Annotated in this window: 17 protein-coding genes; 12 read left to right on the top strand and 5 right to left on the bottom strand. The window is 40.0% G+C overall.

Features of this window, described 5'->3' with window-relative positions:
- The first annotated feature begins 725 nt into the window (after positions 1–725).
- From ACFIKG_RS01345 to ACFIKG_RS01330, 4 genes are all read left to right on the top strand, one after another.
- Positions 726–2,594, top strand: coding sequence for a site-specific DNA-methyltransferase (locus ACFIKG_RS01345; RefSeq protein WP_375651598.1), 1,869 nt, complete (start codon positions 726–728; stop codon positions 2,592–2,594).
- A gap of 28 nt (positions 2,595–2,622) precedes the next feature.
- On the top strand, positions 2,623–5,820 hold the full coding sequence (locus ACFIKG_RS01340) for a DEAD/DEAH box helicase family protein (protein ID WP_375651597.1): 3,198 nt from the start codon (positions 2,623–2,625) through the stop codon (positions 5,818–5,820).
- 322 nt (positions 5,821–6,142) lie between these two features.
- Positions 6,143–7,393: an MFS transporter gene (locus tag ACFIKG_RS01335; protein WP_375651596.1), complete on the top strand. Its 1,251-nt coding sequence runs from the start codon at positions 6,143–6,145 to the stop codon at positions 7,391–7,393.
- A 366-nt stretch (positions 7,394–7,759) separates the two neighbouring features.
- Positions 7,760–7,912, top strand: a complete 153-nt coding sequence (locus tag ACFIKG_RS01330; protein WP_343212200.1) for a hypothetical protein — start codon at positions 7,760–7,762, stop codon at positions 7,910–7,912.
- A 259-nt stretch (positions 7,913–8,171) separates the two neighbouring features.
- Here ACFIKG_RS01330 and ACFIKG_RS01325 read toward each other — a convergent pair whose 3' ends face one another.
- Positions 8,172–8,318, bottom strand: coding sequence for a hypothetical protein (locus tag ACFIKG_RS01325; RefSeq protein ID WP_375625169.1), 147 nt, complete (start codon positions 8,316–8,318; stop codon positions 8,172–8,174).
- 610 nt (positions 8,319–8,928) lie between these two features.
- On the opposite strand from ACFIKG_RS01325, the gene ACFIKG_RS01320 reads away from it, so the two are divergent.
- Positions 8,929–9,054: a hypothetical protein gene (locus ACFIKG_RS01320; protein ID WP_375651595.1), complete on the top strand. Its 126-nt coding sequence runs from the start codon at positions 8,929–8,931 to the stop codon at positions 9,052–9,054.
- 48 nt (positions 9,055–9,102) lie between these two features.
- Here the strand turns inward: ACFIKG_RS01320 and ACFIKG_RS01315 are convergent, their stop codons facing one another.
- The 3 genes from ACFIKG_RS01315 to ACFIKG_RS01305 are packed head-to-tail and all read right to left on the bottom strand — an operon-like array spanning position 9,103 to position 11,755.
- On the bottom strand, positions 9,103–10,323 hold the full coding sequence (locus tag ACFIKG_RS01315; RefSeq protein ID WP_375651594.1) for an MFS transporter: 1,221 nt from the start codon (positions 10,321–10,323) through the stop codon (positions 9,103–9,105).
- Between the two features lie 10 nt (positions 10,324–10,333).
- Positions 10,334–10,621 (bottom strand): hypothetical protein, encoded by a 288-nt coding sequence (locus ACFIKG_RS01310; RefSeq protein ID WP_375651593.1) that lies wholly within the window; start codon positions 10,619–10,621, stop codon positions 10,334–10,336.
- Between the two features lie 30 nt (positions 10,622–10,651).
- Positions 10,652–11,755: a radical SAM protein gene (locus tag ACFIKG_RS01305; RefSeq protein WP_375651592.1), complete on the bottom strand. Its 1,104-nt coding sequence runs from the start codon at positions 11,753–11,755 to the stop codon at positions 10,652–10,654.
- A 339-nt stretch (positions 11,756–12,094) separates the two neighbouring features.
- On the opposite strand from ACFIKG_RS01305, the gene ACFIKG_RS01300 reads away from it, so the two are divergent.
- The 7 genes from ACFIKG_RS01300 to edd all read left to right on the top strand — a co-directional run bounded on the left by ACFIKG_RS01300 (position 12,095) and on the right by edd (position 20,633).
- Entirely contained in the window at positions 12,095–12,826 is a 732-nt protein-coding gene (locus ACFIKG_RS01300; RefSeq protein WP_375625646.1) for a hypothetical protein, read from the top strand.
- Between the two features lie 16 nt (positions 12,827–12,842).
- Positions 12,843–13,115 carry a hypothetical protein gene (locus ACFIKG_RS01295; protein ID WP_375625166.1) on the top strand — a complete coding sequence of 91 codons (273 nt, stop codon included), beginning with the start codon at positions 12,843–12,845 and terminating at the stop codon, positions 13,113–13,115.
- 559 nt (positions 13,116–13,674) lie between these two features.
- A complete protein-coding gene (locus ACFIKG_RS01290) occupies positions 13,675–15,102 on the top strand; it encodes a glutamine synthetase family protein (RefSeq protein WP_375625165.1) in 1,428 nt (475 codons plus the stop codon).
- An 11-nt stretch (positions 15,103–15,113) separates the two neighbouring features.
- Positions 15,114–16,397: an NAD(P)/FAD-dependent oxidoreductase gene (locus ACFIKG_RS01285; protein WP_375625193.1), complete on the top strand. Its 1,284-nt coding sequence runs from the start codon at positions 15,114–15,116 to the stop codon at positions 16,395–16,397.
- 120 nt (positions 16,398–16,517) lie between these two features.
- Entirely contained in the window at positions 16,518–17,990 is a 1,473-nt protein-coding gene (gene zwf, locus ACFIKG_RS01280) for a glucose-6-phosphate dehydrogenase (RefSeq protein WP_375625164.1), read from the top strand.
- 10 nt (positions 17,991–18,000) lie between these two features.
- The gene (pgl, locus tag ACFIKG_RS01275; protein WP_375625163.1) at positions 18,001–18,753 is read left to right on the top strand and encodes a 6-phosphogluconolactonase; all 753 of its coding nucleotides are present in this window, start codon (positions 18,001–18,003) and stop codon (positions 18,751–18,753) included.
- 56 nt (positions 18,754–18,809) lie between these two features.
- Entirely contained in the window at positions 18,810–20,633 is a 1,824-nt protein-coding gene (gene edd / locus ACFIKG_RS01270; protein ID WP_375648634.1) for a phosphogluconate dehydratase, read from the top strand.
- A 66-nt stretch (positions 20,634–20,699) separates the two neighbouring features.
- Here edd and folD read toward each other — a convergent pair whose 3' ends face one another.
- Positions 20,700–21,599: a bifunctional methylenetetrahydrofolate dehydrogenase/methenyltetrahydrofolate cyclohydrolase FolD gene (gene folD / locus ACFIKG_RS01265; RefSeq protein ID WP_375625161.1), complete on the bottom strand. Its 900-nt coding sequence runs from the start codon at positions 21,597–21,599 to the stop codon at positions 20,700–20,702.
- Positions 21,600–21,604 lie beyond the last annotated feature (5 nt).

Here is a 21,604-nt window from a genome sequence, read left to right as displayed (position 1 = left end):
GTAAGGCCAAATCATTCAGGGACAAAATGATAAGAGCTATATTTTATTATGAATCTGACGCACAGTATAAAACCTATAAAGGTAAAGCGTTTTATAGCATGGGGAAGATTTTCAACATGTTGTCGGACGTTTGAGGGTGTTTTTACCCTCCGTAAAAGGTATTTTAGCAAATCTTGCTTGCACGGACAAGGGAGAACTAGAAGTGGATGCCGACATAATCCCTTGAGAAATTGGTTTTTATTGCATCGAAATAAATGATGAAGAAATTTATGTTTTAGTTGACAGTGATAGTACTTGTATGTGCTTGACTAAGCCACATGTGACGCAATTTTAAAATTACCTATGGTGGCATGTCGTCAAATTGACGATACAGCTCTTCGATTTGTCAGAAATAGGACAAGGCTAAAAGATAGACATATTTTGGATGTGCTTGTGCCAATTGATAAGCTTACTGATAATGTTTGTAAGTGCCATAATAGCACACAAGAAAAAATATAAAATCGCCGCATGTGGTAATGCGAATTGATCTAGCTGACTTGCGTAAGTAAAAAGAAATAAAACAAGCACAAGAAACTTTAAAAAATAAAGAGAACAGCTTATACGACACTTTTCATGAAAGTAAATTTGCAGAGGATACAGAAATAAATAGGATAAAAGGAATTGCGACGTACAAAAGAAATATTCATAGACATATTTTATACTAAGCGTAACGGAGAAGCGCAAAGATGAGTATAATAGCAGGTGAAGATAAAATAGAGGGCATGAGTCAAAGTCCAGTTAATCCAGACATAGAAAAGTTAAAAGCAGCCTTTCCGCAATGTTTTGCTGAGGGAAAGCTCAATATAGATCAGCTTCTTAATCTATGCGGCGAATATATTGATAATGATTTTGAGAAGTTCAAATTTGAATGGAAGGGCAAAGGAGCAAGTTTAAAGCTTGCTCAAAAGCCTTCATTTGCGACATTGCGCCCGAAGCGCGAGGAGAGCGTAAACTTTGATAATACACATAATCTTTATATTAAGGGCGATAATCTTGAAGTGTTAAAACTTATCCAGCGGGCTTATTTTGGCCAAGTGAAGATGATCTATATAGACCCGCCCTATAATACGGGGAATGATTTTATCTATGGTGATGATTTTAAAGACCCGCTTGCGCGCTATAAAGAAGTGACGAGCCAAACGACAAAATCGAATCCTGAGACAATGGGGCGGTTTCACACTGCGTGGCTCAATATGATCTATCCGCGCTTGCGTTTGGCACAGACTTTATTGCGTGACGATGGGGTGATTTTTATCTCAATAGATGATCATGAAGTTCATAATTTGCGCAAAGTATGTGATGAAGTGTTTGGCGAAGAGAATTTTGTTGCGCAGCTGGTGTGGAGGAAACGCACTGGTGCTAATGATGCGCAAAACAATGTAAGTACAGACCATGATTACATTTTGTGTTATAGTCGCAGGCACACTGTTTTTAGTGGAGTACAAAAGAGTTTTGCAAATTATACCAACCCCGATAATGACCCGCGCGGGCCTTGGACGCAAGGTGATCTGACATGCAATAAAACAGCATCAGAGCGGCCAAATCTTAATTACCCGATTACTGATCCACAAACGGGTGTAGTTTACCAGTGTAATCCCAATCGTGTATGGGCTTATGAAAAAGGACGAATGGCAAACATCATCAAAGAAGGCAAGGTGATCTTCCCAAAAAACGGACAAGGTACGCCTACTTATAAACGTCATCAAACAGAAGTTAAATCTCAAACTAAACCATTTAGTACAATGCTTGAAACAGATATGAATTTTATAGCGACCAAACAATTACGAGAACTTTTAGGCGGCCAATTTTTTGATCATCCCAAGGGTGTGAGTCTTATAAAGCAATTGATTGAACAGACGACCAGTGACAACGACATCATTCTCGATTTTTTCGCTGGCTCTAGTACAACAGCGCATGCAGTGATGGCTTTGAATGCCGAAGATGGTGGTAATCGCAAATTCATCATGGTGCAATTGCCTGAATTATGTGATGAAAAGAGCGAAGCCTATAAAGCTGGTTATAAAACTATCTGCGATATAGGTAGCGAACGTATTCGCCGCGCTGGTACACAAATCAAGCAAAAGCATGAAGCAGAACTCACAAGCGAGCAGCCTCTAGACACCGGATTTCGCGTTCTAGAGCTCGATAGTTCCAACTTTTCCATATGGGACGATAGCCCGATTGATCCGAATGCACTTGATGTTAAAGAAAAATTGCAAATGCGCTTGGATCATATTTTGCAGGGGGTGAATCCCGAGCGCTCTCATCAAGATATTATCTTCGAAATCATACTTAAATATGGTTGGCCACTGGATTTAAAAATTTATCCTTTACCAATCAATGGCAAAAAATTCTATTATATAGGCGAGAGCGAAGGCGATGTCTTGGTAATTATAGCTATAGACCCGCCCTTTGAACCCGAAGATGCGGAAGAGATGATAAAGTATTTGCCCGTAAAAATCGTAGCGCTTGATGCGGCCTTTAAAAGTGATGAGGCGCTTATTAATTGCGATTTTATCTTTAAAGACAATGAAGTAAGTTTTGATAAAATTTAAACTATAGAGAGACGATTGGGGCGGCGATATGAAACTTAAATTTAAACAACAAGAATTTCAAAATGATGCGGTTAAAAGCGTCATTGATTTATTTAAAGGCCAACCACGACGGAATTCTTCTATTTTCTTGCATTTAGAACAAGGACAATTAGCGTTAAATGAATTTGGTTGTGGTAATCAATTATTAATTAGTGATGAAAGCATATTAGCAAATCTACAAGAGGTGCAACAGAACAATAAACTCTTGGCGAGTGAGACGCTAGAGCAAAAGCAGTTTTCTATTGAGATGGAAACGGGAACAGGCAAAACTTATGTTTATAGCAAGACGATTTTTGAGTTAAATCAACGCTATGGCTTTACCAAATTTATTATTGTCGTACCAAGTGTTGCTATTCGCGAAGGGGTATATAAATCACTTCAGGTAACAAGAGAGCATTTTCAAGCAGAGTTTGATAATCTGCCCTATCGTTATTTTATTTATAATTCAAAAGATCTTTCGCAAATTCGCCAATTTGCAAGCTCTACCAATATTGAAATTATGATTATCAATATTGATGCATTTAAAAAAGCAGAAAATATTATCAACCTTCCGCAAGATAGACTGAATGGCGAAAGTGCTATGCGTTATATCCAAGATACAAATCCGATTGTGATCATAGATGAACCGCAATCGGTGGATAATACAGCAAAAGCGAAGGAGGCTATTGCAAGCCTTAACCCGCTTTGTGTTTTCCGCTATAGTGCCACGCATAAAGATGAGATTAATCTTTTATATCGTTTAACACCTGTTGATGCTTATCAAAAAGGACTGGTAAAGCAAATTTGTGTCTCTTCTAATCAGATAGAGCAAGATTTTAACCGTCCCTATATTGCCTTGAAATCCGTATCACACAAACATGGCTTTAAGGCGCACTTAGAGTTGGATATTGCGGGAAAGAATGGCACTGTGAGCCGCAAAACAGTTACAGTGAGACAAGGCGATGATTTGTATCGCGTTACGGGCGGGCGTGAGCTTTATAGGGGTTATATTGTTTCGGGTATCAATTGCATGGCGGGGGATGAAGCCGTTGAGTTTTCTGATACTGAAATTGTCAAGTTTGGCCACGCGCTTGGTGAGGTGAATATAGTAGAGCTTAAACGCGCGCAAATTTATCGCACTATAGAAACACATTTAGATAAAGAATTGCGGCTTGCGCCTTTAGGGATTAAAGTTTTATCACTTTTTTTTATTGATGAGGTGGCTAAATATCGTAGCAATGATGAAGAGCCAGCACTTTATGAGCGTATGTTTGAGGAATGTTATGAAGAGCTGTTGGCGAAAAAGAAATATGCCTCCTTGCGAACTAAGTTTGCGCAAAATGTTCGAAACGTACACGGCGGTTATTTCTCGCAAGACAAGAAAGGCGTGTATAAGGATACAAAGGGCGACAGCCAAGCTGATGATGACACTTATAACACGATTATGCGCGATAAGGAGTGGTTATTATCTTTTGCATGCCCCTTGCGTTTTATCTTTTCGCATTCGGCATTAAGAGAAGGCTGGGATAATCCGAATGTGTTTCAAGTGTGTATGTTGATTGAGCAAAAATCGAATTTTACCGCGCGGCAAAAGATTGGTCGCGGTTTGCGTTTGTGTGTAAACCAACAAGGTGAGCGGGTGGAAGATAAAGATATAAATGTGCTGCATGTCATGGTGAATGAAAGCTTTGCTGAGTTTGTGAGTACATTGCAAAAAGAATTAGAGGCGGATATTGGTTATAAATTTGGTACATTGCAGATGGAGGAGTTGGTTGGCCGTATTTATGAAGATGTAAAATATATAGCCGCTAAAGTGGAAGTGTCACAAGCACAAAAAATTATTAAAACGCTTGTTGCAAAAGATTTGATTGACGAGGCGGGTATGGTTAAAGCAAATCAAGATTTGGTAGCGAATGAATTTGAAGTTATAGGGGCGGAGGAAATGCCACGCGAATTGCGTCAAGAAATTGTGAAAAAAATTGATGCGGGCGCACTTATTAATGTTGAGACGCTGCAAGATCTGACGTATGTGACAGCTGTGACGGAAACAAAGTTTATGTCTTCGCAAGAGGCTGCTGATATATTGGCTGAGTTGCGTGAAAAAGCCTTGCTTACATCAGAAGGAAAAATTACAGATACATTAAAAGCGCAATGGGCAGCGGGGACATTGGATTTAAGTGAACGTTTTAGTAAAGGGCAAAAGCGGGCTGTGATGCAGGCGCTAGAGGCGATCCAAGCCATGCCGATTATTCGTAATGCTACGCGCGAGGTGCGGGTTAAGCTTAAAAAGCAAACAGTGGCTTCGCCCGAGTTTTTGTCCTTGTGGGAGAAGATCAATAAAAAGACCACTTATCGTGCAAAGCTTGATCGCACAGAGTTTATTGCCAAAGCAGTGGATGCAGTGGAAAAAATGGCGCCAGTTGCGCCCGCGCATTTGGTTTATCAGACAGCAGAAATAGAACTGGATAGTGCTGGTGTGACCTATGAAGAGAAGTTATTAAAGCAGAGTGCGCTTAATTATATCTCGTGTGCACTGCCGGATATTGTACATTATTTGACCTTAAAGCTGAAATTAACCGCAAAGACAATTATTGGTATTTTGACAAAGAGTGGGCGTGAGCATGAGTTTGTGAAAAATCCACAAGCTTTTTTAGAGCGCATAGAAGAGATACTCAATAAAACCCATGTTAATCTTACAATTGATGGCATTAAATATTTAAAGTTGGTAGGGCAAGAATATAGTGTGCAAGAGCTTTTTACCAGTGAAGAACTTGTGGCAAATTTAGAGCGTACAGCTGTTGTGAGTGAGAAGAGTGTGTATGATCATGTGGTTTATGAAAGCAGTGTGGAGAAAGAGTTTGCACAAAGTCTTGAAAATGATCCTGAAGTCAGGTTGTTTTTTAAATTGCCAAGAAGTTTTAAAATAGCCACACCCATTGGTTCTTATACACCTGATTGGGCGGTCTTTTTAGAGCGTGATGGCGAACAAAAGCTTTACTTTGTGCTGGAAACAAAAGGGGCAAACAGCGAGTTTGATTTGCGTCTTAAAGAAATGCTGAAAATTAAATGCGGCAAAGCGCATTTTGCTGCACTGCAAACGAGCGTTGCATTTAACGACCAGCCGGTGACAAATTGGCGTGAATATAAGCGTACTTTGCCCGAAGCGGCGCATGAGTTTCCAAGTGCTGCGATGGTTGTTGCAGAATGATTGGTGCATGAAACACTTAACGTGAGCGCGGGGAGGACAGCCAAACTTTTTATATCAAAATAATAAATTGACAAAAGCTAGCTAAAAAGTAGCTATAATGTGTACTTCATGTGAAATTTAATTGTTTTCATTTAATACAGGAGGTAAAGTTATGAAAACTAAAAATATGTATAAACCACTGAAAAAAATCAAATTAAGCGGGGTGATGTTACTGCGCTCAAAGCCCGAGCAAATGAGCAGAAAATAGCTGCTCGAAGCTCCCTTCTGAATTGAGGTTTTAAAATATATAAAGCTGCCAGCTCTAGAGCTTTTGGATATATTAATGACAATAGATTATGAAGTTAAAAAATTGCTCTATGGCTGTGCGGCAATGAGCGGGGTTCGGCTGATTACAGGTTCCTTCCATGCTTTTTTTTTCTTGTCTATGGGCGTTAGTATAACACAGTTAGCTTTATTGCAAATTGTATTTAGCGTCGCTATTTGTATTTTTGAAGTGCCTTGTGGGATTTTAGGAGATAAAATCGGCGTTAAACAAAATGTTATCCTATCATGTTTCTTTTTTTCGCTCTTCTTCTTTTTATGTATCTACGCGCCTAATCTTTCTGTCTTAATTCCGGCAGAAATTATTTATGCTTTAGGCTTTGCTTTATGTTCTGGCGCTGATAGCACATGGATTAAAGGCTTAATCGACGGCGGTGGTTACAAGGGTAGTTTGATCTACCACCAAGTAAACGCCTATAAGCGGGAACTAACGGCATTCATGAATACGGTTGCTGGTGCGCTAGGTGTTCTTATTGTTTTGTGTATGGATAATTATCAGTCAGCATATTATTTTTGTTCTTTCGGGTTTCTCGTGCTTGTATTCTTGTTTAGTCGGGTGACGGGGATAGCTATTGCATCCGTTTCGAGTAGTCAGTCAATAGACTCAGGTTCTTTGTTGCATGCAACAGAAGCTTTTGCTTATTTAGTTACCTCAAAAATCGGGTTATATTATATATTTATATGTGGTTTTATTGTTGCTGCATTGCAGCCAATATTTCATTTTTGGCAACCTTTTATTTTGGGACAAACAGGAGTATTAGACAATGCAACAGGAAAGACTAAAATTCTTATTCTTGGCCTGTGCTTTGTGTCTTATACTCTCGTAAAATACTTATTTAATCGCTTTGTAATTAAATATCTTATGCAAAAATATGCTCCTATGGCGATAACTTTGTGCTCACTCGCCCTGAGTGCTGTTGTGATGCTTGCTCTGCTTCTCATTGCAAACAGCTGGGCCCCCATTATTTTATTCACCATATTTCACAGTTTTTTTTCTGTCCCCGTAACGCAGTTTGAAGCAGAATTTTTTAAACATATTCAACAAAAGAATGCAAATACGGTTTTATCCATTGTTAGTTTTCTTGCACGTATTTTTGGTATTTTAGCGCTTGTGCTGATTGGTTGGTTGGCAAACAATGTTTGTATAGAAGCAGCTTTTTGTTTCACCTTGCTTTGTATATGTTTAATTATTCCGCTTAATTTGGCCTGGCTTTATACTGATAAAAAGTTAATAAAAGACGAGGAGGTTTGAAAGTGAAAATACAGTTGAATAGGGACTTGCCTATGACTTACATAAAGACACAAGAAAAAATAGTGTGTGGGTCATCTTATATGGATTGAGTTGAAATTAATAGCTATCCATCGTTTTTAGTAGAGATGCTTATGATATTGATGTTTTGCTAAATAGTAGGCGCGTATTAGATTTTGCAAAAAAAAACGCAAGCTTTTTTAGAGTGCGCGGAGGAAATCCTCGATAAAGCGTATGTCAATCTTACTATTGCTGGTATTAAATATTTAAAACTAGCTGGCCAAGACTATAGTGTGCAAGAATGTTTTGCAAGTAGCTAAATTTTGGCGAATTTAGAGCGTACAGTTCTGGTGAGTGAGAAGAGTGTATATGATCATGTGGTTTATAAGAGTAATATTGAGAAAGAATTTGCGCAAAATTAATGATAATGCCTCCGAAGTAAAATTATTTTTTAAATTGCCAAGGAGCTTTAAAATCGTGACGCTCATAGGCTCTTACACGCCGGATTTGGGGGTGTTTTAGAGTGAGATGGCGTGCAAAAGCTTTATTTTGTACTGGAATCAAAAGGAACAAATAGCGAGTTTGATTTGCGCCTTAAAGAAATGCTGAAGATTAATGCGGCAAGGCGCATTTTACCGCCCTTGAGACTGGTGTGGTGTTTAACGAGGCACCGGTGATGAGTTGGCGCGATTCTAAGCGGGGGATGGTGGTAGAGAGAGTGGGGGGCTGTGGTAGGAATGGGCAGCACGAATGACGCTGTCTTTAGTTGCGTACCGCCAAGCTAATTTTGTGCTTTGCGAAATTCACCAAGGCTTTTGGACGTACCGCGTTTACCGCGTAATAAAATCTTATGAATATCATGCAGAAGGCACGCAGAAATGGGTGATTGCGTGTCTAGCTTCCCAATGCCGTAATTAAGTACAGCCACATAATGAGATAGCTCTTCAATATCATCAGTCGCACTGATACTTTTTCTTTATTTTCAAACAATAATAGGCCAGATGGTAACGGTTATGTCCTTTCTATCTGAGAAAAGAGTAGCACCGCTTGCGTATATGCACGAGTAAAAGTCAATCAACATTGGTCTGAGGTAAAAACCGCCAATTATTTCTAATACACCTAAGGATTTCATAGCTTGCTCTAACGGTTTATATAAAGTCGCCCTTTTAAAAGGTGGATTGGGTGGAAAATTTATTGGGATATAGGCTTTATGAATCTCTCGAACTAAGCTTTCTACTACGCAGATCCTAAGGCGTGATTGCATATATGGTCGCATCTGTTGCTGCGTTGTGTAGGCAGAGATTCTAAATTAGGAAAAGAGGGCTGCTCTTTTAATTCCAAAGGAAGAATACGGCGCGTAAGTGCAGCAAAATGTATTTTGAGGAGCAGTAAAGGGGTGAGGCATTTGATATTCAGCGGGTGACGGATTAACTGGAGTATAAGTGGGCATTGCTAGGGCGGAGTTTTTAGTTAAGAATTGCGCTCCGTACGCTATAAGCTCTCTACATCCTTCATATAGGCGTTGAGATCATCGCCCAATGCAACGTAAAGGGGCTATTTTGCCTTTAACGCTTGTTTGGCTGCTTTCCATTAGTGTCGCTGGCTCTATCAGCCATTACGGTTATAATTTCCTCGTCCAAAGAACAGGTCAATCGATTGCGTAATAGGGTATGTGTGCCTTTTTTGACCGTGTCTTTTTTAAAAGGCAGCTGTTACCTCGTGGCAGGGTTGGGTGTGTCTATATGATCAGCCTGCCAAAGAAATGGAAGCGTTATCGCGATAGCCACCAATAGTAGTCCAGCGATAAAGGCGGCAGCAAACTGCAATGATATAAAAGAACCAAGGACGCCGACCAAAAAGCTTCCGACCGGCATTCCAGCATAGCCGATCACCCGAAAAGCAGAATTAGCTCGCCCGAGAAGTTGCTTTGGTGTGAGGCGCTGCCTGAAGGCGGTAACACCAATAAACCATAAGCTTGCTCCAACGCCAGCGATAAAGGTGACGCCCCATACGACGACAGCACTTTTTGAAAAGGCTGGAACCAGCAGCAAGATAACCGTTCCTAACCCGTCAGTGAGAACAGCTAGGCGCACCGGTGCATAGCGTATATGTGGTGCAAATAGGGCACCTGCCATTGTACCAAGCGCGTAGGCTGCAAACATCACGCCATATTGGCTGCTATGTAGACCCAGATACCGACCGTCGGTAACGAAGAAGATGAACGAGGTTAGGAATGCTCCAAATACCACCGATAGAAAGAATGTGAGTAATGTAAGGGAGGTAAGATGCCGATTTGAAAAAATGAAACGAAAGCCGGCAATGATATAACGAAAAGTGATGTTTTCTTTATCAGGTGTTGGCGATGTCGGAACAGCACGGCGAGCGGTAAAAATCAATGTGATAAAAAGCACGATTAACAGGCCAAGAAATAGCAGTGTGCTATGCGCTAAAATGCTGCTTGTTATGACAGGGGCAAGAAAATAGGAGACCCCGAAATCTAAAAACAAGACAATTGAGTAGAAGGTCATCAATCGCTCTCCCTCCATGATAAGTGGTGGAATCGTCATTATATAAGCTTCGGCAGAAACGACGATGAATCCAGCAATGGTTGCATAGAAGAAAATTTGTTCGGCTGGAGCAATCTGTATCATGAGCAGTACGAACAGTACAATATGCAGTAGCATGAAGATGAGGAGAGCCGAGGTGGCAAGTTTTATTTTGTCGCAGTGATCAAGTAAAGCGCCTGCAAGGATGCCGAAAATTGGCCACGCTAATGAGAAGAGACCTTGCGCCCAACTTACTCCGACTACGCCATATCCAGATTGTCTTGCTAATAGCGGGATTGCAGTACGCAAAGCACCGCTGAGTAAGGCGAGCAGACTAACGGTTAGGCAAAAATAGCGTATGTTCTTATTGGCAAAAAGAGTGAACATTCTTTTCTCCTTAAGATGCCACACAGGTTTCCGCTGGTCCATTAAGTACGGCGGTTGTATTCAGCATGTTTGAGACATAGCCGTCCAAGATATTCCTATCTGCCTGAGGTAGAAGAAAATACATAAGGTTGGAATACCATTGCCAACCACGCTGAGTCAGCTGGAGATCGTTATCACTTTCTGCGACGAGACCTGCGCCTATAAGCTGTTGTAGGTTATTGTATACAAAAGAGGGAAGTGCGGTCCAGTCAATTCTTTCTTTTTTGGCATAGCCGTTATAAGGTAGCCGCATACACAAAGCCTTGGAGGCTTGTTGCTCCGCTGATACCTAATTGTAGTATACTTTGGATTTGCCTTTAAGTTGTATGTCGGTAATGTATCCGCTTCGACTGGGATTGGCTCGTGTGACGAGTGAGCCGAGAATCGACATTGCTGACGCCCCGAAGCCAACCACATAATCGTCATGATAACCATGCAAATATTTGTGATAGCGGAAATAATTAGCTGAACTCGTTTTAGCGAGCGTTAGAGGAGTGTTATTGGCAATTTTGATATAGGAATGCCCATTACACGGCGCATAGCCGCAGCTGCGCATAACGATGTCGCTAAATAAGCGAAGCATCTGTCGATGCTGTAGGCTGGATGGCTTTAGCCCTTTTTGTACGTAAGACTTATGCAGTTGCGACGTGATAGCCAGATTGTTGATTGCATAGAGGTTGATGGTTTCAGGATGAAGCTCGCTGGCTTGCTTCAAATCGTATAATAGTTCTTCAGTTTGCTGGCTGTGCATGCCATATAGTAGGTCGAAACCGACATGTCCAATGATCTCTTGTGACCAAGCCACGGTATTGTTGATTTGTTCACGTGTTGAGGTGAGGTTAAACAATGATCGGAAACGCTCAATGAAACTCTGTATACCGAAGCTGAACCGGTTAACGCCGATCTCACGGGCAGCATAAAGTTTATCACGTGTGACGCTCTTCGGTTCGCTTTCCAGTGTAAACTCGGTTAAGGAAGAGAGCTCAAATTCGCCATGCAATACTTTTCCGATGTGTCGGATATTATCTGCGGACAAAAGCGACGGTGTGCCGCCCCCTATATAGATGCTGTGGATGGGCCCTCTAAGCGAGCGAATGAAATTTCCTTTGGTTCTGATCTCTGTGGTAAGCGCTGACATATAAGATTCGATTTGCTTAACGTGCTTGTAGGCCCCTTTCTGAAAGGGACAGAAGGAACAGATGGTTTCGCAAAAGGGAATATGCAAATAAAGAGAAATGGTACGCGCTTGTGGAATCTGCTTACTTTGCGCTAGTTTATTAAAGTCTAGGTAATCGTAAAATTCATTTGAAATAGTGCGAAATAACGGATATGTGAAGTTGTAAATCGGCTTGAGTTGATCGAATTTTACAAAAGGATGATCCACGAGTTGCACAGATTACCTCCCCCAATTTCTTAACTTGCACTGTACTATTGACGGGCGACTGGTGACCCAATCACCCGAGTGTATTACCAAAGATTTTCACGGAACATAATGAATCCTCCTTTTTTAATAAGTTATATGTATTATACATATAACTTATTATATGAACAGGCGAGCTTGTTTAAGAGGCAATATAAAGATAAAAATATAAAAGAACTTTCTCTTGCAGCCTTATGGTCTGATATTGTAATTGGTATCCTGTTTTACGTGGTCGGGCTATGAATGCCTAGAGCGAGAAAAAGCAAGGTGTTTTAATGGACGTGCGGGGCATCATTGTTATGTTGCTGGGACTTGGAATTTGCGTCTGGTTATGAAATATCATTAGCGCAAAAAGATGGTTTTAAAGGTAGAGATATATTTTTTAATATCCCTGTAAAACTTCGAGAAGAGATAGAATTATCTATTAGAAAACATATAAATGTCCAGTGTGATAATATTATCGAATTACATGACATCATCGCTCTTGCCCGCCATTTTGACATATTGCCTAAAATCTCATTGAGATTGTGCCATGTACTGGCAAACGGGGATAGATCGCGTTTTGATATGACTGCGGCGGAGTTACGTGCCGCATTATCTTTGCTAGAATCCAATAGGATTAGGCTTAATGTGGTGCCTTTGCATATGGGCTCTAATTTGAATTCGACTGAGTTAATAGTATCCACCTTAACTAAGGTTGGAAAGGATATTTACGCATTGAAGGATCAAAAAAGTTTTATCAGTCTAGGCGGGGGATATCCGACTTCCACAGCGTTCTGCTATGCCGTGACGATCAATGACGAATACCCTCGTAAAATTTATGAGGCATTATCACAATTGGGTTATGATTTACATAAGCTTACGGTAATTATTGAATCTAGGCGTATTATATCTGAAGATTATGGTTATTTATTTTATAAAAGAGCAGAGTGGTACGAACTTAATTACAATCTAGGCTTTGGGGATGTGTACTCAATCTGCACAGTATCACTAGGTCATAAGTCAAAGTATGTGAAAGCAACTGATACAAAAAAGATTTTATGACGGTGGAAGATCGACGATGAAGGACGTTAGTTCAAAGGAAATTGATATTATTGTGTTCTCATATCCTGATTTTTGGGGCTTTTTAGATATAAATAACACATCTCCTAGTGGGCTGGAGACTATCAAATATTGGATCACGCATGGCGCAATTAGCAAAAAATCCTATCTATTGGATTTGGTATGCTCTACTGTATTTTCAGCTCTAAATATTGTGTGCGAAGTGCAATGTCAAGCGGTGGGAATTTATATAAGTGCAGAGTCTATAGGTATCCGCTCAGAACAAGGTTGATAGCTCTATTATGCAGGGGATGGTTAAGTTTCATGTCGGAAATGCTGAGCGTATGTCTTATCCTGAAAATACATTTACGCATATTACGGCGTGGTGAGTGTTTGTAAGCATTAGTTGTAAAGGCATAGCTACTCACTATCCTAGGCTGTTTTCTTCTATGTGAATAACAATAGAGTTACAAAACTTGCTTCATATTAAAAGAAAAGTTTCTTTTCTTTTAATTAAGCATTGCTACGGCCAAAAGAAAATTAAATATCTCGCCTTTATTATTCTCGCCAATGTTTTCTTATATATGATTATTTGAATCGGAATTAGGTTACGTCCACCATGGTATTTCTCGCTGTTTTATATTAAGGAGAAGGTTCGCACCGATGTATCGCGTGCAATATCAACTTTTTCACTATGGTGATAGGATAGCTTGTTGAGCGTAAAGTTCTTTTACCTTGATAGATCTTATAGTATTCTTCAAAAATATCAGTTGATAATTTTTTTTCGTGTCGTTTATGCAGAGGCTGATACTATAAGAATAGAACTTGATTGTTTGTAAAGTTGGTATGTTATGGCTGTAAAAAATGGTAAACAAACGAAAAGTAAAAATTTTAAACCTGTCTCTCGTTTTCTCAAAAGTTTACGTGGTGTGCACAATTGGGAACAAGTTTCACAATGGCTTGCTTTCCGTAAGGTAGAGGATATTGAATGTATTACGCCTGATCAAGCAGGGGTACCACGGGGCAAGATGATGCTTTCTAAAAAATTTACATCGGAAACATCATTGGCATTGCCTTCAGCCGTTTTTATGGCAACAATTTCAGGGGATTATCCTGAAGATGGTCATGGTTTTGAATATCCTAAAGCAGATGGTGATTTACGCCTTGAACCTGATCTTTCTACGTTAAGCATTGTTCCATGGGAAGATGCTCCCACAGCACAGGTGATTTGTGATCTTGTGTATCAAAATGGTCAGATTGTGGATTACACACCACGCAATGTTTTACGAACGGTGGTTCATTTTTATACAAAAATGGGTTTAAGCCCTGTTGTTTCACCAGAAATTGAGTTTTATTTAGTACAGAAAAATCCCGATCCTGATTATCCGTTAGTTCCACCGGTTGGTCGTTCTGGGCGTTCAATTGGTGGTGGACAGGGGTATTCCATTGCTGGTGTTAATGAGTTTGATGATTTGATTGATGATATTTATCAATTTTCAGAGGCACAAGGATTGGAAATTGATACTCTCATTCATGAAGAAGGAGCAGGTCAGTTTGAAATTAACTTACGTCATGGTGATCCTATTGAATTAGCGGATCAAGTTTTTATGTTCAAACGAACAATTCGTGAAGCAGCTCTAAAACATAATATGTATGCAACTTTTATGGCAAAACCCATTCAAGGGCAGCCGAGTTCTGCTATGCATATTCACCAATCGGTTGTTGATAAGAAAACCGGTATGAATATTTTTACACAGGAAAATGGTGAAGAAAGTATCTGTTTTCGCCATTTTATTGGTGGATTGCAAAAACATATGCCAGGGGTACTTGTGATGCTTGCGCCTTATGTGAATTCTTATCGACGTCTTGTCCCTGATAATTCGGCTCCTGTTAATTTGCGATGGGGATATGATAATCGTACTACAGCTTTTCGAGTTCCCCGTTCTGCTCCTCAAGCGCGGCGTGTTGAGAATAGACTTCCTTCATCAGATGCGAATCCTTATTTAGCCCTTGCAGCTTCTTTAGCGTGTGGTCTTATTGGTTTGCAACAAAAAATTGAGCCGGATGAGCCAGCGACAAATAATGTAAACGCTGATAATATTGAGTTACCGCGTGGACTCATTGAGGCAGTCAATTTGTTTGAACAAGATACAGCAATACGTGCTATTTTAGGGGATGTGTTTGTCAGTACTTATGCTGCAATCAAACGACAGGAGTTTGAAACTTTTATGGAAGTAATTAGTCCGTGGGAGCGTGAATATCTTCTGCTGAATGTTTAAATTTTATGACGATGATTGATTATAATTCAATTTCTCCAGGAATTTCTTGGTATGAAGATACTTTAAAAGAACGTCCCTCTTATCCTTCTTTTTGTGAAAACAGACAGTGTGATGTGGTCATTATTGGAGGCGGATTTACGGGTCTGTCGGCTGCTTATCATTTAGTCAAGGCTGGAGTAGATGTTGTTTTATTTGAAGCATCACGTTTTGGTGATGGTGCTTCAGGGCGCAATGGTGGACAGCTGGGAACAGGGCAACGGCAATGGGTAGAAACATTAGAAAAAAAGTATGGTTTTGAGCGAAGTAAGGCTCTGTTTGATTTAGCAGAAGAAGCTAAAAGAGATATTTTATCTTTATGCGCGATGCCTAATTGTTCGTGTGATTTGATAGGAGGACAGCTTTCTGTGACACATAAAAGGCGTGAGCTTCTTTCTTATCAACGGCATATTGAGGTGATGCAGCGTTATGGCTATCATGCGCTTACTTTTATGGATAGGGCAGAAACATCTAGGCGACTTGGATCGTCTTTTTATTGTGGTGGTATTTATGATGCGGATACCGGCCATATAAATCCCTTAAAATTGATTGTTGGATTGGCAAAAAAAGCTAAAGATGCTGGTGCTAAGCTTTATGAGAAGTCACAAGTAACGACAGTAAAGCGCAAGGGAGCCCATTGGAAAGTGATAACAGAAAAAGGCAGTGTAACAGCAGAGCATGTTTTACTTGCAACAAATGGGTATAAACTTGGTCTGGAGCGTTTTATTGAAAAAAATATTGTTTCTATTCGTTCTTATATTGGAGCAACGGACCCATTACCAAAGCACAGTTCAATTCTCGCAGGCGGGGAATCGGTTGATGATTCCCGTTTTATGGTTCGCTATTTTCGCAAAAGCATTGATAATCGTCTCTTATTTGGTGGCGTAGAAAGTTATGATAATAAACATCCTTTGAATTTAGATGAACGTATAAAACGGCAAATTGCTGAAATTTATCCTCAATTACATTCTATCAATTTAAGCCATTGTTGGGGAGCAACGGTTGCCATCACAGTTGAGCGCATGCCCTATGTTCGACAACTTTTCTCAAGGATGACTTATTGTGGTGGTTATTCAGGGCATGGCGTTATGCTGGCTCCTTTCATAGGAAAATTATACGCAGAATGGTTGACTGGAAAATATGAACGTTTTTCCTATTTCCAAGACTTAAAGATTTCATCTTTTCCGGGGGGAGGAGTTTTGCGTTATCCACTTATATTTTTAGCAATGCGTTGGTTTTCTTTAATGGATCGCCTTTAATGGAAACATTGCTTGAAATGAAGAAAATTAATGGCTTATTTAGTATCTGTCTGCTTTAATAATGGAAGCTTTTATAAGTGATATGGGATTTCATAATCGAATAGAAAAATAAACAAGTTCATGGTGCGTAAAATTATTCCAGTTTCTTCCTTTGATTGTATTGTTTTTGGTGGCAATGGTGATTTGGCGTCGCGCAAGCTTTTGCCGGCTTTGTATCATTGTCAGTGTGTTGGTCAATTCAGTGAGCCAACACGTATTATTGGGGCTTCCCGCACTTCCTTAAGTCATGAAGAATATCAAAATTTTGTCCGCACTTCTTTAGAAAAACATATCCATCCAAAAGATCTCAATTCAACAGAACTCAATCGTTTTCTTGCACGTTTAACTTACGTTTCTGTTGATGTTTCCTCAAATCGAGGGTGGGAGGATTTAGCTCTCCTTCTGTCACAAGGTTCAGCGAATATTCGAGCTTTTTATTTGGCTGTTAGTTCGTCACTTTTTGCTGATATTGCGATGAAGTTGGGAAAAAATGATTTGGTGACACCACAAACACGGATTATCATTGAAAAACCAATTGGTCGCGATGTAAAAACAGCTGTTTCACTTAATGATGCATTTGCAAGCGCCTTTAATGAAGAGCAGATCTTTCGTATTGATCATTATCTTGGGAAGGAAACTGTTCAAAATTTAATGGCATTGCGGTTTGTTAATACACTTTATGAACCGCTATGGAACTCCAACTATATTGATCATGTTCAAATAACCGTTGCTGAATCTTTAGGGTTAGAGGGGCGTACAGAATATTATGAAAGCACTGGTGCTCTACGCGATATGGTGCAAAACCATATGCTACAATTACTTTGTTTAGTTGCTATGGAAATACCATTTACCAACAGTGCTAATGCTGTACGTGATGAAAAACTTAAAATTTTACATTCTTTAACACCGCTTGATGTACATAATGTAGGGCAGCATACTGTACGTGGGCAGTATCTTTCTGGTCTATCAAATGGTATATCTGTAGAGTCTTATTTCGATGATCTGGGAAGAGTGAGTAAGACTGAAACATTTGTAGCGCTTAAGGTTAAGATTGATAACTGGCGTTGGGCTAATACGCCTTTTTATTTACGAACAGGTAAGCGCATGTTCACGCGAATGTCTGAAGTTGTTGTGGTTTTTAAACCTATTCCTTATAATATTTTTAATGTGGATTTAGATGAAATTTTTTCTAATCGGCTTGTGATTCGTCTCCAACCTGATGAGGGTGTAAAACAATGGTTGATGATTAAGGATCCAAGTTACGGCGGTATGCGGTTTCGTCACATTCCATTAGATATGAGTTTTGCTTCCGCATTTTCTGAACGTAATCCTGATGCTTATGAACGTTTATTAATGGATGTTATTCGTGGAGATCAAACGCTGTTTATGCGCCGTGATGAAGTTGAGGCTGCTTGGCGTTGGATTGATCCAATCATTGAGGGGTGGGAAGAAATAAAACAGCCTTTTCACAGTTATAACGCTGGTTCGTGGGGGCCATCTGCTTCGGCGATTCTCATGGAACGTGATGGGCGTATATGGAACAATTTAGTTTAGAGCAATAAGTATGTATAGAATGAATATTGACCGTTTAGATTTTGAAACCCCTCAGACTTTAGCCTTGGCATTAGCAGATCGAGTAGCCGCAGAGCTTAGTGTATCTGTTCTTGAGCGTAAGAGAGCAGTTTTAGCGGTGTCTGGTGGTAAAACACCAGAATTGTTTTTTCATTATTTGTCAAAAGCGGATATTGATTGGAAAAATATCATTATTACTTTGGTCGATGAACGTTTCGTTCCTACACACGATGAACGTTCAAATGAGCATATGGTACGGTGTCATTTGTTACAAAATTTTGCCGAAAAAGCGCGTTTTGTAGGGCTTTATCATAAAGCGATTACTGCTGAACTTTCAGCTTTTTCAGCGGCGAGTCGTATTAATACTTTGCCTAAACCCTTTGATGTTGTTGTTTTAGGAATGGGGGGTGATGGACATACGGCTTCTTTTTTTCCTGATGCTGATCGTTTAAAGCAAGCGCTTGATCTGCGAACACAAGCACTTGTTTTGCCCCTTCATGCTAAGAGTGCTGTTGAGCCAAGACTCTCACTAACTTTGCCAGTTATTATGCAGTCTCGTTGTATTATTCTCCATATCGAAGGTTTTCAGAAACGCGATTGTTTTGAAAAAGCTTGTCAAGATGGATCTGAAATAGAAATGCCTGTTCGGGCAGTTTTGCGTAATTCCCCTCATCTTGTGCAGGTTTATTGGTCGCCTGCAGATAATGAAATAAGTGAATTAGAATATGAGAGACAAGGTGAATAAAAACGTACTCTCTCTCAATGAATGAGGGGAAGCAACAATGAAAGAGGGAGGGGAATATGGCACTTTCCAAGACAATTGCCACAGTTACACGAAGGATTTATGAACGTTCTCGATCAACACGAGAAATTTACTTAGATCGTATTGCGAAAGCACAAGTTCATCGCCCCAAACGAAGTTTTTTAGGATGTGCCAATCAGGCTCATGGTTTTGCTGCTTGTGGTGCAATAGATAAAGAGCGTTTGAAGGGAAATATCGTTGGGAATATTGGCATTATCACGGCATATAACGATTTACTTTCAGCTCATCAACCTTTTGAAAAATTTCCTCACTTAATTAAAGAGTCGGCCCGTATGGTTGGTGGTGTTGCACAGGTTGCAGGTGGTGTTCCCGCGATGTGCGATGGTGTTACGCAGGGAAATGCGGGGATGGAGCTTTCCCTTTTTTCGCGTGAAGTAATTGCAATGGCGACAGCTATAAGCTTATCACACGATGTCTTTGATGCAGCATTATATCTTGGGGTGTGTGATAAAATTGTACCAGGTTTATTGATTGGTGCACTAACATTTGGTCATTTACCAGGAATTTTTATACCAGCTGGTCCTATGACAAGTGGTCAAGGTAATGATGAAAAAGCGAAGATACGTCAACTTTACGCGGAAAATAAAATAGATCGCCAAACACTTCTAGCATCAGAAGCTCGTTCTTATCATGGACCAGGAACATGTACATTTTATGGAACCGCTAACTCTAATCAGGTGATACTGGAGATGATGGGGCTTCATATGCCGGGAGCTTCTTTTGTTAATGCGAATACACCGTTGCGTGATGCTTTAACAAAAGAAGCTACGAAACGTGTACTTGAAATGACAGATCTTGGTGATCATTATAGTCCACTTGGTATGATCATTGATGAGCGTTCTTTCGTGAATGCCATTGTAGGATTAAATGCAACAGGAGGTTCTACCAATCATACGATTCATTTGATTGCTATGGCTGCTGTTTGCGGTATTAAATTGACATGGCATGATATTGCAGAAATTTCTTGCCATGTGCCTCTTTTAGCGCGCATTTATCCTAATGGTTTAGCGGATATCAATCATTTTTATGCTGCTGGGGGGATGGGATTTATTATTCGCGAGCTTATCGATGCAGGTTTAGTACATGAAGATGTTTCAACGGTTTTTGGTAAAGATCTCAATGCTTATGCAATTGAAGCAAAGCTTTCTGCTGATGGTCATGTGGTGCGTGAAGCGGCTCTCAAGGAAAGTGGTGATCATAAGGTGTTAGCAGGGTGGAGAAAGCCATTTCAGCCTGACGGTGGTCTTCGTGTTTTATCGGGAGATTTGGGAACAGCTATTATAAAAGTTTCCTCTGTTAAACCAGAGTATTGGCAGATTAAAGCACCAGTCTTTGTTTTTAATGATCAAGAAGAACTACAAAAATCTTTTAAATCTGGAGTGTTGTATGATAAAGATTTTATCGCTGTCATTCGCTATCAAGGACCAAAAGCCAATGGTATGCCAGAGCTTCATAAATTAACGACCATTTTAGGCGTTTTACAAGATCGCGGTCAAAAGGTAGCATTGATAACCGATGGGCGTATGTCAGGGGCGTCAGGAAAAATTCCTGCTGCCATTCATGTGACACCGGAAGCAGTGGATAATGGTCCCATTGCACGTTTGCAAGATGGTGATATTGTTTTTCTTGATGCTCATGAGGGTAAATTAACTCTTTTGGAGGATTTAGCAAAATTTAACGTACGAAAAATCATACCTCCTGATCTTTCAAAAAACGAACACGGTTTTGGACGCGAACTTTTTCATGTTTTTCGTCAATCCGTTAATCGTGCAGATCAAGGAGCATCTGTTTTTATGACATGAAAAATGCAAAAATAAACAAGCTTAATCATGTACAATAAAACCATATACAAGGAATTGTTATAATTCTTAGAATTTTGGCATAGGCAGATTGTGTGATCGCGCGGCGGCTTTGAGTGTATTAACCATAAGCATGGCAATTGTCATTGGTCCAACGCCTCCTGGAACAGGGGTGATCGCGGCAGCTTTTTCTTTTACGTTTTCAAAATCGACATCACCAACAAGACGTGTTTTCCCTACACCTTTTTCTGGTGCAGCAACGCGGTTAATACCGACATCAATAACAATTGCACCATTTTTGATCCAGTCTTTTTTAATCATTTGTGGGCGGCCTACAGCTGCGACTAAAATATCAGCGCTTCGACAAACATCATCAAGGTCACGGGTACGACTATGGGCAATTGTCACAGTGGCATTGGCTGCTGTTAAAAGGGCAGCCATAGGTTTTCCAACAATATTAGAGCGTCCAACAACGACAGCATCAAGTCCAGATAAATCTTGCCCACAGTGTTGTTCGATCATCATCATGGCACCAGCTGGTGTGCAGGGAATAATCGCATCTTCAAGTGCATTTGCCGCGAGTTTTCCTACATTAATATAATGAAAACCATCAACATCTTTTTGGAAAGCAACGGCTTGTGTTATGCGATTTGTATTCATATGAGCAGGGAGAGGCAGCTGTACCAAAATACCATGAATTTTTGGATCAGAATTTAATGTTGCAATAAGTTGAAGGAGTTCTTGTTCTTGTGTTTCTTTGGAAATGACATGTTTGATTGAAAGAAACCCACATTCTTCGGCTTTTTTATTTTTTGAGGTGACATATACTTGACTTGCGGGATCATCTCCAACAATAATAACAGCGATACTAGGTTGTATATTATAGTGATGGCGGAGCTTTGTTGTTTCGGCCTTAACTTTCGCAATAATCTCTTCAGCAAGTTTTTTTCCATCGATAATATTATTCATTCAGA

It is taken from the genome of Bartonella sp. LB28NMGDW (assembly GCF_042194435.1).
Lineage (GTDB): Bacteria > Pseudomonadota > Alphaproteobacteria > Rhizobiales > Rhizobiaceae > Bartonella > Bartonella grahamii.
Note: the sequence above shows the minus strand (reverse complement) of the source record. Positions and strands in the feature narration are given on the sequence as shown.